The 15,254-nt window shown below is 33.7% G+C and carries 9 protein-coding genes and 1 pseudogene; 6 read left to right on the top strand and 4 right to left on the bottom strand.

Annotation, left to right across the window (positions count from 1 at the left end; genetic code table 11):
- Positions 1-193: 193 nt before the first annotated feature.
- From mobA to mobC, 3 genes are all read left to right on the top strand, one after another.
- Positions 194-628, top strand: coding sequence for a conjugal transfer protein MobA (gene mobA, locus AP058_RS07765; protein ID WP_066308786.1), 435 nt, complete (start codon positions 194-196; stop codon positions 626-628).
- A 4-nt stretch (positions 629-632) separates the two neighbouring features.
- Complete coding sequence (gene mobB, locus AP058_RS07760) at positions 633-1,916, top strand: conjugal transfer protein MobB (protein ID WP_066308781.1); 1,284 nt, start codon at positions 633-635, stop codon at positions 1,914-1,916.
- 94 nt (positions 1,917-2,010) lie between these two features.
- Positions 2,011-4,011, top strand: coding sequence for a conjugal transfer protein MobC (gene mobC, locus AP058_RS07755; RefSeq protein WP_066308780.1), 2,001 nt, complete (start codon positions 2,011-2,013; stop codon positions 4,009-4,011).
- Between the two features lie 151 nt (positions 4,012-4,162).
- Here mobC and AP058_RS07750 read toward each other — a convergent pair whose 3' ends face one another.
- Positions 4,163-4,786: a TetR/AcrR family transcriptional regulator gene (locus tag AP058_RS07750; protein WP_066308779.1), complete on the bottom strand. Its 624-nt coding sequence runs from the start codon at positions 4,784-4,786 to the stop codon at positions 4,163-4,165.
- Between the two features lie 91 nt (positions 4,787-4,877).
- Positions 4,878-6,155 carry an aminotransferase class I/II-fold pyridoxal phosphate-dependent enzyme gene (locus AP058_RS07745; RefSeq protein ID WP_066308778.1) on the bottom strand — a complete coding sequence of 426 codons (1,278 nt, stop codon included), beginning with the start codon at positions 6,153-6,155 and terminating at the stop codon, positions 4,878-4,880.
- A 204-nt stretch (positions 6,156-6,359) separates the two neighbouring features.
- Between AP058_RS07745 and AP058_RS07740 the strand changes: the two genes are divergently transcribed.
- The 3 genes from AP058_RS07740 to AP058_RS07730 all read left to right on the top strand — a co-directional run bounded on the left by AP058_RS07740 (position 6,360) and on the right by AP058_RS07730 (position 9,165).
- A complete protein-coding gene (locus AP058_RS07740; RefSeq protein ID WP_066308776.1) occupies positions 6,360-7,028 on the top strand; it encodes a hypothetical protein in 669 nt (222 codons plus the stop codon).
- Positions 7,029-7,098: 70 nt separating this feature from the next.
- A complete protein-coding gene (locus tag AP058_RS07735; protein WP_066308774.1) occupies positions 7,099-8,199 on the top strand; it encodes a M12 family metallopeptidase in 1,101 nt (366 codons plus the stop codon).
- Positions 8,200-8,277: 78 nt separating this feature from the next.
- Positions 8,278-9,165: a hypothetical protein gene (locus tag AP058_RS07730; RefSeq protein WP_066308772.1), complete on the top strand. Its 888-nt coding sequence runs from the start codon at positions 8,278-8,280 to the stop codon at positions 9,163-9,165.
- Positions 9,166-9,431: 266 nt separating this feature from the next.
- Here the strand turns inward: AP058_RS07730 and AP058_RS07725 are convergent.
- Positions 9,432-14,816, bottom strand: a pseudogene (locus AP058_RS07725) (N-6 DNA methylase).
- On the bottom strand, positions 14,803-15,240 hold the full coding sequence (locus AP058_RS07720) for a DUF1896 domain-containing protein (protein WP_066308769.1): 438 nt from the start codon (positions 15,238-15,240) through the stop codon (positions 14,803-14,805). The pseudogene AP058_RS07725 and the gene AP058_RS07720 overlap by 14 nt, the downstream one beginning before the upstream one ends.
- Positions 15,241-15,254 lie beyond the last annotated feature (14 nt).

The raw sequence follows: 15,254 nt of genomic DNA, 5'->3' as shown, positions 1-15,254 counted from the left end.
CAAGCCGTTTTTCCCTGTTACATTTAATCCAGTTCCGCCGACAGGCGGACGGATTCTTGTGTTCATCAGAACACGGCAAGTTGTGTTTTGAGGCACTCGAAACCGAGTTCGTGCCTCAAAACAACTTGCCCTGCTGGGGGCTGAAAAACCTTCCGAAGTCAGGTTTTATATGAATATTAAAATTGGATTAGTGATGAATGAAAACAGTAACAAAAAACAGCATAAAGGTGGACGAAACCCTAAAAGTGATCCTAGTATCCACCGACACGTTTTTCGTCTAACGGATGATGAAAACGCACAATTATTAACACTTTTTGAAGCATCTGGAATGACCAATAAGGCAAAATTCATCATTTCAGTAGTCTTTGGAAAAGAGATTAAAACAGTTAAAATCGATAAGGTAACAATGGATTATTATATGCGATTGACTACTTTTCATTGCCAATTTCGGTCTATAGGAGTAAATTACAACCAAATTGTGAAGCTGTTGTACCGTCATTTCTCAGAGAAAAAGGCAGCAGCGTTTCTTTATAAACTAGAAAAACAAACGGCTGAAATGGCAGTATTGTGTCAAAAAATCATTCAACTTACCGAGGAATTTGAACAAAAACATTTGAAAAAACAATGATAAAATGATAGCGAAAATCGGAAGAGGAAGCAGTTTGTACGGAGCATTAGCCTATAATCATCTCAAAGTAGAGAAAGAAAATGGGCAAATTCTATTTACCAATAAGATGATTGAAACACTTAGCGGGCAATATTCTGTGGCACAATTAACCCAATCTTTTGAACCTTATCTGATAGCCAACCGCAATACTGAAAAACATACGTTGCATATTTCACTCAATCCCGACCCAAGGGATAATGTTAGTGATGAAAAATTCAGACAGCTGGCACAGGAATATATGCAGGAAATGGGGTATAAAGAACAACCTTATGTGGTTTTCAAGCACACGGATATTAACCGTACTCATATCCATATTGTATCGGTTTGCGTGGATGAAGAAGGTAAAAAGATTTCAGATAAATTTGAGAAAAGGAAGTCTATGAATGTATGTCGTGAACTCGAAAGGAAGCACAAGCTAATTTCCGCAACAGATAAAGAACATAAACAAAACGATAAAATTTTCCGTCCTATAGATTACAAAACGGGAGATGTAAAAAGTCAGATAGCTTCTGTTATTCGTCATTTGCCAAACTATTATCGATTTCAGACTTTGGGAGAATACAACGCTTTACTTTCCCTATTCAATATTACTACAGAAAAAGTTGAAGGAGAACTACGCGGTAAACCCCAACGAGGATTATTGTATTTTGCTATGAATGAAAAGGGAGAAAAAACAAGCCATCCTTTTAAGGCTTCTTTGTTTGGAAAAAATGCAGGACTTCCTGCTTTAGAACTGCATTTTGAAAATTCCAAGGCAACACTAAAAGACCACCCGACAAAACAGACTCTAAAATCAGCAGTAACTATTGCCCTGCAATCAACATCTGATGAATTGAATTTTAAAAAGCATTTAGCCAGTCAAGGCATCAACGTAGTAGTGCGCAGAAATGAAACAGGACGGATTTATGGAATTACATTTATCGACCACAACTCTAAAACGATTTGGAACGGTTCCCGTTTAGCAACAACACTTTCTGCCAATACCTTTAATGATTATTGGAACAATAATATCAAACCAGAAATTAAAGAACCTGTCTTACAACAACCGAAATTATCAAAACCAAATAATGTAGATCTTTCTTCGGAACAACCACATCATTTGTTCGATTTCCTGAATACTTCTGAAAAACACGAAGACGGTTTGATTGAGGCGTTTGGCGGCTTGCTTCCAGAAGCACAAGCCGAAGATTATGAAGAACTTGATTTTGTCAATAAGATGAAGAAGAAAAAGTGGAAAAAAGGTCAATAGCCAAACATTGCCTTTCACAGCCATCATCTGCCACTTTCACCTACACAACCTTCATACTCTTTACATTCACGCCCGAACATTAAAAATTCAAATAATGCAAGGAGAAGATGATTTAAGAGGGCTTGCCAAGATAATGGCTTTTATGCGTGCAATAAGTATCTTGTTGGTACTGATGCATTTTTATTGGTTTTGTTACGGATTTTTTTTAGAACGTGGCTGGACATTGGAAATCATAAACAAAATTTTAGGCAATTTCCAACGGACGGCTGGTTTGTTTTCTCATACCCTTTATACAAAAGTATTCGCGTTGGTATTATTGGCATTAAGTTGTTTGGGTTCAAAGGGAGTTAAAGACGAAAAAATAACGTGGGCTAAAATTTATATTGCTTTGGTAATTGGTTTCGTCTTGTTTTTTCTGAACACACCTTTATTAAAGCTGTCATTAAATACCGCCACATTCTTATATATCCTTACTGCTAGTTTAGGTTACATAGCATTGATGGTAGCAGGAGTTTGGATGAGCCGTTTACTTCGCACCAATCTAATGGACGATGTTTTCAATAACGAGAATGAAAGTTTTATGCAGGAAACCAAATTGATGGAAAACGAATATTCCGTCAACCTGCCCACCAAATTTTGGTACAATAAAAAAGAACATAACGGTTGGATTAATATCGTAAATCCTTTTAGAGCTACAATTGTGTTAGGCACACCAGGATCGGGTAAATCGTATGCTATTATAAACAGTTATATCAAGCAACATATTGAAAAAGGCTTTTCAATGTACATCTACGATTTTAAATTTGATGATCTTTCTACCATTGCTTATAACCATTTACTGAAACACACTGACAAGTATAAAGTAAAACCTAAATTTTATGTTATCAACTTTGACGATCCTAGCAGAAGCCATCGTTGCAATCCGCTTAATCCTGATTTTATGACGGATATATCAGATGCTTATGAAGCCGCTTATACTATTATGCTCAATTTGAATCGTAGTTGGATACAGAAACAAGGTGATTTTTTTGTAGAAAGTCCGATTATTTTATTAGCTGCCATTATTTGGTTTCTGAAAATATATGATAATGGTAAATATTGCACTTTTCCACACGCTATTGAACTGTTAAATAAAAAATATGCTGATGTCTTTACCATATTAACTACTTACCCTGATTTAGAAAATTATCTTTCTCCGTTTATGGATGCCTGGCAAGGTGGTGCTCAAGATCAGTTGCAGGGACAGATTGCTTCCGCTAAAATTCCTTTGTCAAGAATGATTTCACCTCAGCTCTATTGGGTAATGACAGGAGATGATTTTTCATTAGACATTAATAATCCTAAAGAACCCAAAATTCTTTGTGTTGGAAACAATCCCGACCGTCAGAATATTTATTCGGCTGCATTGGGATTGTACAATTCAAGGATTGTGAAATTAATCAACAAGAAAGAGAAATTAAAAAGTTCAGTTATCATTGATGAGTTACCAACTATTTATTTCAGAGGGTTGGATAATCTCATTGCTACTGCCCGTAGTAACAAAGTGGCGATTTGTTTAGGATTTCAGGATTTCTCTCAATTGATACGTGACTATGGTGATAAGGAAAGTAAAGTAATACAGAACACAGTTGGAAACATATTTAGTGGTCAAGTGGTTGGTGAAACCGCTAAGAATCTATCAGAACGCTTCGGGAAGGTTTTACAAAAACGTCAAAGTCTTACCATTAATCGTAACGACAAATCAACTTCTATTTCTACACAGTTAGACAGTCTGATACCAGCATCAAAAATTTCCACTTTGACACAGGGTATTTTTGTTGGGGCGGTTTCCGATAACTTTGATGAAAGAATTGAGCAAAAAATATTTCACGCTGAAATTGTAGTTGATAATGATACCGTAACGGCCGAAACCAAAGCGTATCAGAAGATACCGCAAATCTTAAATTTTACAAATGAACAGGGTAAAAATAATATGAAACAGGAAATTGAGACTAACTACCGCCAAATAAAACTGGACATTGTTGCTATTATTGAAAATGAGATAGAGCGGATTACAAATGACCCAGATTTACAGCATTTGGTAAAGAAAGGATAAATAAAAAGATTAAATTAACATCACTTTAATTTTAGATTTTAAAATAGTTTTACTATTTCTTTTTAATTAGGATATATTATTAAATATCAAAATATTTACCTTTTTGTTTATATTAAACTACATACTTAGAAAAAATATTACCTACTATATCCTATGCGTTTTCAATTATTAAACTAATTGCATTTTTAATTCTTTTCATCCCCTCAGGTTCATTAATATCAATTCCACAAAACAGTGTATTTGTAGATTTCGCATGAAGTACCGTATAATAAATACCCGCAACTAATAGTGCTGATATTGCTCTAATGTCAATTATATCAGCTTTAAATTCTTCGTCAGCTAGCTCAAAAATCTTTGAACCTAAACGTTCTCTGTCATCGCAAACTTCATACATAATTTTTGTTTTTTCGCTAATCTCCCATAAAATAAGCTTTTGCATTTCCGTACTATTATAAAAATAATCTAATTGATTTTGCAATAGATAATTAATTACTTCCTTAGTATTATTCCCTTGATTTTGTTCAATTATTTCTCCAATATTTCCTGATGCTTCAGTCCAATAATCCTTATGTCTAACATACGTTTCTACCAAATGATCTACAGAATCAAAATAAGTTGTAATGAGACGACGGCTTAAACCTGCAGCTTTTGCAATATTTGTTGCTGTCAATCCTGAATACCCTTTGATTTTCAAAACCTTTCCTACTGAATTTATGAGTTTACGTTTTGATCGCTCTTTATCGTTGATTTCTCCTTGGTATATCTTTTTTGCCATAATATTTAATGTTAGATTTAATATACAAAATTATGTATTTAATTAACATTAATGAATAATCAAAAAAAAGTAATATTTAATTACTTAAAAATTATTGCTTTATAGAAATACCTAACTTCTGATTAACATGCTCAAATGCATTTAAAGCCATATCTAAATGTTCCTTAGTATGAGTAGCCATTAAACTTGTTCGGATTCTGGAATCTTTACGTGAAACTCCTGGATAAACTATAGCATTAGCATAGACACCTGCTTTAAGCAATAATCTAGCAGCGTCACCAGTTTTATGGGCATCTCCGATCTTCACAGGTATTATAGGTGATTCCGTTGTTCCTATATTAAGATTCATATCTAGTAGTCCCTTTTTAAAATAGGCTACATTTTCAGCAAGTCTAACTCGCCATTCTGGTTCTTCATCAATCAAATCAAGTGCGACTAACAAGCCATTAGTTGCTGGAGTAGAAGTTGAAGAAAAAACTTGTTGACGGGCTTGAAATTTAAGATAATTAGCTACTTCTGGCTTTGAAATTATAAATCCCCCTATGTGTCCAAAAGCTTTGCTTAAAGTACCTGAAATAATATCAACTTTATCTAATAGGTTAAACATTTCGATTGCTCCTCTACCATTTTTTCCCAAAACTCCAATACCATGAGCATCATCAACCATAAGATAAGCTCCATATTGTTTAGTAAGCTCATAAATTTTATCGATTTTAGCAAGATCTCCATCTTGTGAATAAACACCATCTATTATAACTAATCGCGTAAGAAATTTTGATTTCGTAGCAGACAAAGCTCTCTCTAAATAATCAAGGTTATTATGAGGAAAAGTTTTAACATTCGTTTCTAATAAACCTTCGTACACACTGGCATGAACTGCCATATCCACAATTGCACAATCATTACTTTTAAGCAATGCTAGTAATGTTGAACTATTCGCTGTATATCCAGTAGTGTAAATCAAGGAAGAGTCTTTGGGTCTATTAAAAAAAGTTGATAGTTTATTTTCTAACTTCACGTGATATTCGTGATGACCACCAATTAAAGGTGATGCTCCTGCTCCTGTTCCATACTGATTAATACCGGCAATTGCAGCTGCCTTAATTTTTGGATGCTGTGTAAAGTTTAAATAATCATTAGATACAAGGCTAACACAGGACTTTGGTCCGTCTTGAAAAGGAGAACTTATTAAAATTTCGGGACCACAGCCATTATGTGTTACAAAACGATAATTCATGTGCCCCTCTATTTCCATGTAATTGGTAAAATCTTTAAAAGCTTCTGCTTTTTCAAATGCATTTAGATTTGGAATATTTTCAAAATTTTTAAAACTAGCTTTAGTAAAGTCTATGTTATGGGGTACTGACATATTTTATAAGATTTAATTGTCTAAATATATGAATTATTCCCGAACACGGGATAATTCAATATGAATCATTTAAAAATAAATCTCAAATCTTAAAATAATTATATTCAGAAAAATTAAAATTTATTTTATAAAATTCCCACATACGGGATAATTTATTATATTTGTCTTGCTAAAAGATATTTAATATAAATTAAAAAAATAATTATGAAAAAAATTGCATTATTAATCCTACCTATTTTATTATATATTTCTTGTACAAATGATGAATCCTTTCCTAAAACTGAAAATATAACAAGTGGCTCAAAATGGACACTCCAAATAGGAAGCACTCCTACAGAAGTGTACAAACAACTTCAAGAGTTAGGCACTCAAAAAAACTTTAATGATCTTGGTATATCAAACAGAAAACCTTTTTTAAATCCTAATGAATTAAAAAGTGATCTCAGTTTATATAGAGCAATCACTTTGCAATCCCCGTCTGAAGTCATTGAACGTGTTCTTATTCAATTTGATCAAAACAAAGTGAAAGAGATAGAGAAAGGGGGGGCGCTTTTAAATCCAATTGCTAAATGGCCAGAAAACATGTCTGATGAAGCTACGATCCTATTAAATGACCCTATTGATGGAATTAAACAAAAATTGCTGTCTATTTATCAAGATCCCACATATAAAGATTATAAAATAATTTTGTCTAATAAATGGTTAGAAAAACCTTTTGATACCGATATGGCAAATTACAATGAATGGAACTTTACATTCGATACTGACATAAGTACCTCAAGAAGTGGATCTTCATCAGTTTATTTATTCTTCAAGAATGACAAACTATCTAAAATACAACATATTTATAATGAAAATGATACTATGAACTAGTAAATCGATTCATTATGGTCTTATAAAAAATAACGTATTTAATATTTCTTAACTTTTAATTTTTAATTTTATGAAAAAACTTTTAAGAACCTCTGTCTTTATTCTGCTTGTACTAGTTTCTTGTGACAGCAATGATGAACCTTCCGAAAATACAAATGCAATCAATACAACTGATTTTTCTTCAATGAAAGATGGGCTCATCACTTTAAAATCCGGAGCTGTTGTCGAAAAAAAGGGAGAAGACTTTTACTTTGAGGGTGATATGCTATTATCCTTGACACAATTAAAAACATTAAATGAAGAGGGGGATTTTATTACTATGGGATTCCAAGAAGCTAATAAACTATCAAAAGCACATCCTGTTTACAATATTCCTTTTGAAGCTGGTAATGATGGCCTTGCAGTACCAAGAGCGTTCGGTCAATATCCTACATCTTACAATATGTGGGCAATGGTAAGATTTGTCTATGCATCAGATTTAACTCCAGATCGTAAATATATAGTTCAACAGGCTCTTCAACATTGGGAGGCAAATACTAATATAAGGTTTTATAATGCAACAGGTCAACCAACAGTAGATCCTACCTATGGTTTTGCTTATCCATATATAGAATTTGTCAACTCTACTGTAAATAATTCATCTGTAGGAAGAGTTGGGGGAAGGCAAGTAATTAATCTTGCTTCTTATCAAGCAACACAAGTAGCCATTCATGAAATTGGACATGCTATAGGTTTAAGACATGAACAAACTAGATTTGACAGAGATAATTCAATTAATATCAACTTATCAAACGTACCAACTGCAAATCAGCATAATTTTACAAAAATTACAACTAATTATTCTGCAATTGGCTCAATAGATTATAACTCTATAATGATGTATGATTCTTACGGATTTGCAATAAACCCATCTGTACCTGTAATGACAAAAAAATCAGATGGTTCTACATGGACTGGAGGAACAGTACTTTCAGATGCTGATAGAAGATGGGCTAATAGTTATTATATACCATATATAGCTCGTTCGGATGTATATGCAGAATTAGCGCCAATTGTATATAAGTCAGATAATACTATTATGAATGCTTCCGAAAGAATTTCTTTTCAAGCACAATTAAACAATGGCAATCCAACCCCACCAAATTGTTGTCTATTGCCAAATGTTTTCTAAAAATATTTTATAATTAATTTCAAACAAGGTTTAGGGTATTATTGTATGACCTTAAACCTTGTTTTTATTTAAAAACTAATGAAAATCTTTACTTTATTTCTTATATATTTTTTATTCATCAAATATTTAGATGTTCATTCTCAGTCCACACAAAAGGGACTCCACTTAGAGATAGGAAGTCTTTACAATTCTAGCAGTCTCAATTGGTCTATTGCAGGAAATGCACAAGGCAAGTCCCCTAATATACTTTCTGAATTAAAATTTAATAATATAAAATCTTTAGGTGCTTATATTAAAGGAGAATATAAGCTAACAAACTCAATTCTAATATCTGCATTATTAAATAAAAATGAAGTTATTAATGGTGAAGGCACAGATACAGATTATAAGGCAGACAATCGTAATAATCCATTTTTTGAAAAAAAATTCATAAGTAATAAAGGTTATTTTACAGCATTAAAAACGGGTTTTAGTTTTCCAATTCGATTTTCCAGTAAAAGTATATTAACACCATCAATACTTTATTACTTAACAAAACAGAAGTTTTATATATTAAACAATGAGATGCAAGACTTACAAAGCACATATCAAACCGATATGAGCGGAATTGAAATTTCTATAAAAACTAACATCTCATTAAATAAATTTATACATACCTCTTTAACTTTAAGCTATCATAAAGTAAATTATAATGCTGAGGCCGACTGGAATTTAATTGAAGTTTTTAAACACCCTGTAAGTTTTTCTCAAACTTCAAAAGGATCTGGATATAATATTGATATAGTATTTGGATATAAACTAAATAAAACATTTTCTGTAACAACCACTGGTAGCTTCGATTTAACAAATATTTCTGAAGGTATAGATACTTCCTATTTAATTACGGGAAAAGACATTTCAACTCAATTCAATGGTGCTAAAAACACAATATACAGCTTTAAACTAGGCATTATTACTTCACTCTAAAAACAAATATTAATTTATTTCTAATAATAAATTTGTAGGTTATAACGATGAAATTAGTGACTTATTCAAAGCCTTTCTTATTACAAATTTTTGCAAGGATATTCTAATTGATGGATTCAACTATTGATGCAAAATTAAACTGATTCCCTTATTTTAAGATTCTATGATTTTTGCTTCTTTTTTACCATATGGCAATAGCTTTTAATAGTAAATAAAAAAATGGATAAACTGGACGAATAATAGATACCTCTTCTTGCAAAAGCTCTTTAAATTACTCTCAATCTTATAGGCGATCGTACTTTATTTTTTTCAATATTGCTAAGTTCTGAATTGTTCATCTGAATTTTATTATCTTTTTCTTGAGCAATCGACAACTGTATTTTTCTTTCCACAGCTGCCAATTCGGTTTTAAGTTCACTCAACCTATCTTCCTTACCCCAAACTCCATTCACTATTTCCTGAAGCACTGGAAGGTCTTTCTTTAGTTCTATAATTTTCTTTTGCTCTTGTTCTATATAACCAGAAAGTTTTTCTAGCGCATTTAAGAAATTCATAGTAGCCGTTTGAGGATCTTTGGCAATGATACCATTGTTATAGGTGTACTTGATATTTCCTTCTCCTTGAACTAAGAAGCGATTGATTCTAATATCCATACCTTCTTTTTCGGACATTTCTGTTTTTACTAAAAGTGTAAAACCATACAGTTTACCAATTTCTTCATACTGACCTCCAGTTCTAGCTTTTTCAGAAAGTTCGTTGAGTTTTACTCCAATCTGTTTTACATCTGCATTAGGAGCTAAACCATCCAATTGTACTGAATTAGCAATTGTCCCATCCGAACTTTTTTGGATACGCTCCTGTAAATTAGTCCAATCTAAATTCATTCTTTCCAATCGGGATTGAGCGTTTTCTAACATTGAAGTTGAATCGTCAAGCTTATATTTTGAACTGTACTTAGAACGAGTAAACGACTGTTTTTCACTTTCCAATCCTCCAACTTGTTTTTCTAATTTTGCTTTATCTAAAAGATCGGTATTTCCTGAAAGAATAGCCACGTATTCCGAAAAATTCATACCTGATTTTTCATCCATACCCCCCTCATCGATGGTACGCTTACCGAGATTATTATTTTTCAACTGATCTATAAAAAGCTGTTTATTGTACAATAGATTGAATTTATAACCGTCTAATGATTTTTCTACAGCATAAATAATCACATCAACATTGTTATCGGCAAAATGTTTTGCTATTTCATTTCCCTTACGAATAGCCCTGCCATCACGCTGTGCCAAATCACTTGGTCTCCAAGGCGTATCAAGATGATGAACAGCAACGGTTCGTTTCTGTGCATTCACACCTATACCGAGCATATCGGTAGAGCCAAATAAGACACGAATTTTTCCTTCATTCATTGCATTGATAAACTCTTTACGTTGCTTGTCATTTTTAGCTTCCTGAATGAAACGAATTTCGTGAGCAGGAATACTGTGATCTTCGACCATTTTACGCTTGATTTCGGAATATACATTCCATTGATTTGGTTTGTAAGTTCCTAAATCTGAGAATACGAACTGCGTTCCTTTTTGCGCATTAAAGCGTTTATAGTATTGAGCTAATTTTGCAGCGCAATGCGAAGCTTTACTATCGGGATGGTCTTTATACTTTTGACTAATCATTCGCATATCGAGTGACATTTTACGGGCGTAATCTGTTGCTATTAACATCTTCGCTTTTTCTTCACTTTGTGACAAAGGGGCTCTTCCTAATAAAGTTGCATTCCCAGATTTCGCAAATTCCATAAGGTTTTTAATAAAAACTTCCTGCTCAGGTGTTGGTGGAATATTATGTAGTATTTCCGTTTTATTAGGTCTGTCGATACCAATATCTTTTGCCGTTCTATAATCGGTGATTTCCGAATAGAATTGTGCTAGTTCTGGTACTTTGATAAAAAATCGAAAACGTTCTTTCTGTACAATGTTGTTGGCTACCGAAAATTCATAATCGGTCGTCTTTCTTGCATAAATTGCTGACCAAGCATCAAAGCAGTTTATACCTTGTTTTTCTAATGCTTGTGGACGCAGGTATTTGAATAAAAGATATAATTCCGTAAGTGAATTGCTTATTGTAGTTCCCGAAAGAAAAGTAGCTCCCATATCTTTTCCTGTACGTTCTTGAATGGTGCGAATAGCAAAAAGCAAATTCATTGCCTTTTGGCTACCCTGTTGATTTCCCAATCCAGCAACCCGTTCGTGGCGGGTATTGAACATCAGATTTTTAAAACGGTGGCTTTCATCCACCAATAAATGGTCGATGCCCATCATTTTGAAATCAACCATATCATCTTTGCGATTGGTAATATCGTGTTCCAAAGTTTTGAGTTTTACTTCAAGATTTTGTTTTCGAACAATAACACCTTTGAGCATTCCTCTTGAAATCTCTTTTCCTTGTGCTTCCAAAGCAGTAAGGTTTTGTTGCACAGTATCTAGTTCTGCTTGGAGAATTTCTTTCTGCATTTCGGGAGATTGCGGAATCATTCCAAATTGATCGTGGGTTAAGATCACACAGTCCCAATCGTTGTTTTTAATATCTCCGAAAATTCTTTGTCGTTTCTGTGGTGTGAAATCTTCTTTCCCGGGATATAATATTTTGGCGTGTGGATAAGCCTTTCTATAAGTTTCTGCTATCTCGTGAACATTAGCTTTCAAGCCCATAATCATTGGCTTATGTATCATTCCCAATCGTTTCATTTCTTGTGCTGCAGTACACATAATCAATGTTTTTCCAGCTCCCACTTCGTGATCACAAATAGCGCCACCATTAAGTTTTATCATCCAAACGGCATCTTTCTGACTCCCATAAAGATCTTCGATTCCTAGTGCTTTGCTATCCAGACCTGGAAACTCCTGATGGCTTCCATTGTATTGCGGACGTACAAAACAGTTGAAAGTATCATTGTATTGGTCGGTCAATCGTTTTTTGAATTCATCATTTTGCGCGTGTAGCCAATCATTAAAAGCTATTCTGATTTCATCAATTTTGGTATTCGCCATCTGTATGGCTTCAATATCCCGAACTTTTACTTCCTTGTCATCGATCGTTATTTTTTTTGTGATGTCGGGTGTAGTATTTACTAAAGCATTTTTGAGTAAAGCAATTCCATCAAAGGTTCTGCTCTCTGATTTTACGGCATATTTATCCCAGATGTGTACGTTCTTTTGTTTGCAAGAAATAGAAAGGTCATCGGTACTTTCTGAATAGTGAATATTGATATCGGTATCGAAAAGTGATGAAGCAAAACGGGCATAAATTCCTGTTGGTATCCAACGTTCTCCAAGATTAAAATCTAGTTCTTCAAACTCAATACGTCTTGGTCGAGCTTCTTCCAAAGCAGTCAGACTTGTTTTTGCTTCTCTATCATTTGGATTATTTTTGAGATAAGTATTTATCTCTTCTACTTTCTCTACAACATTACCAGCTATCCAGCGTTCGGTTATTTCAAATTACTTTTTCAATGGGTTATAATAAATACGATCTTGTAAAGATTCTTTCAAAGTATCAGACGTAATTCCGCTGATTTCTGACATATAATCCAAGTGTACATTACCGTATTTATTCAGTGATGCAGACAATGCTTCATCGGGATTTTCTGTGGCTAATGTTGCAGTCGAAAAACTTACAGGACGATGGGAAATATCGGCTTTGTGTACCACGCCACCGACCACACGCTCCAGATACGGAATCTCTTTTCCTGCACTGTCTGTTTTGATGAGTTTGATATTATCGGCACTGTTGAGGTTACCGTACTTTTTGACAAAAGCATCGTAAAGATTATTGAGTGTTTCTCGTTCTGGCTTATGTTCCGTATGCTTTTCGGTTTCGTTCTGATATAGGTCGAGATAAATATCTCTAACTTCAATATAGGCTTGTGTTCTTCCTTTTTGGGATGCTGATAACTGCAAAGGATGGAATATTGCTTTTCTGCTATCTTTATCAAAATCTTTGAGATAACCAACCCAACCGTTATCTATTATAAGGCATTCATTACGGTGAAATGATTTTATCGCTCCTTTATAGATAGCTGGTTCTGGAATGGTAGCTACTATTGGTTGAATTTCAGGCGAACTAATACCACTGATCTGTGAAAACAAATCACCAATAAAAATCTGTTTAGTTTTACTAGTCTCTTTATTTCTGTTAGATTGAACAGAAGATGCGAAAGGATGCTGATTAAAATTACTAAATAAATTTGTCTGTATTCCGTTTGCAGTTCTTTTTCCTGTAATTGATCTCTTTTTAGTTTGGGATGTTTTGGCAATTGTATCCACAGCTACTAATTCTTGTTGTGTGTTATCAAAAAGATCAAAAATATTGAGCTGTCTTTCTTCTTTTACACTATTTTTATTTTGAATTGGAGAAGAAAATGTCTCTATTACAGGTTGAGTTATGGAAGGTTTAACCGCAGGTGGTACAGTAATTTGTATAGCATGGTCATTATTTTGTTCACCTTTATACAATTCTATATTCAGATATTTATCAAAATCCGCTGATAGTATTTGTTTAAAATCCTTTGCAATCCCTTCAACTCCTCCTTTATGTGAATAAACTAAAGCAGGTTGCCCGTAAGGGTCGGTGCCTAATTTTTCATCAGTATGAATAATTTTTGTAGTATTTAGAAATAAAGCATTACTGGGTGTATTGAATTCCGTTAGCCGGCTTTGGCAAAACAATTCTTCAGTTTCACTCAAATCTTGCTTCGTTGTATTCTTTTGCAGGATGATTAAATCACTTCCCACTTCTGTACCAGCATATTCTGTAAAGAGATTATTAGGCAAGCGAATTGCAGAAATCAAATTATTATTCTGCATCAATCCCCTGCGTATCGGTTCATTTTTAGGACTATTAAGTACGCCTTGTGAAGTAATAAAAGCCAATATACCTCCGTCACGGAGCATATCGGTTCCTTTTAAAAAGAAGTAATTGTGTATGCTTCGGGTAGCCTGAACCTTCGTAGCGTCCTTACTTCGAGAATAGGAAAGATCAAAAACTGAAGTATCGCCAAAAGGGATATTACTTGCAATTAGATCATAAGTTTTTTGTTCTTTTTCTGGAATTTCTTCAAAACCGCTGACACGGATATTGTTATTTGGATAAAGCTGTTTTAATATTTTGCCTGTAAGTAAATCCTTTTCATAAGCAGTAGTAGCTACGAATTGATTCTTTGAAAAAGATTCAATAAATGAACCGATACCTGCGGAAGGTTCAAGGAATTTATTAATGTTCAGACCGCTTTCACGCGAGGTTTCAGAAATTGCATTTATGACTTGTGGTGGTGTATGAAAAGCCGTCAGTACGGAACTTCGCATACTATCAATATACCTTCGGTATTGCTTATCATCAGTCGAGTTATCTTTTAATAATTGATGCAGTACTTGTGTTGCTAGAAAAAAATTAAGATCCGTTTTTCGCCAATGGTTGATGTCTATTTCTTTCTCCACTGGGTTCAATACAAATTTAAGACCTCCAAATCCGCTGAATTGCATCATTAGCAGTCTTTCGCCTACGGTGGCTTTTCGGTTCTCCTTTTCTAATTTAAAAGCAATTCGTATGGCATCAATGTTTTGCTGGAGATGTTGCTTTTTACTGAAGCCCATTTTCTTCAATCCAAATGGCAATAGTTCCAGTTAGTTCAGTATAGAGAATTTCAAAATCTGTGGTATAAGCGAAATCGTCTTCTAATTGATAACCTACAAAAACAGATTCACATACAGGAAACATCTTTAATGCAAACGGACGTAATTCTTCGTCTGCCATTATTGTATCACACTCGTTACAAACTACCTGAAATACGGTATCAAATTTGGAGAAGTGTAAACCTTCAAACAAGATATAACTAGCTATTTCATTGCATTGCTCAATTGTGTTTCCTGATAGGAACGCACCTTCGTATGCTTTTGCAACCCAGCTGGAACGTTCGTTAATAAATTGCTTATCCCAAGATTTCTCAGGGAAACCTGTGTTTAATAATTCTTGCAGTCGTAATCTAAAATACGATAAGTCTTTTTGTTGTGTTTCCATATAAATAATTTCTG

This window comes from Flavobacterium sp. TAB 87 (genome assembly GCF_001529295.1).
In the GTDB taxonomy this organism is placed as follows: domain Bacteria; phylum Bacteroidota; class Bacteroidia; order Flavobacteriales; family Flavobacteriaceae; genus Flavobacterium.
This window is presented reverse-complemented; position numbering and strand designations above follow the sequence as displayed.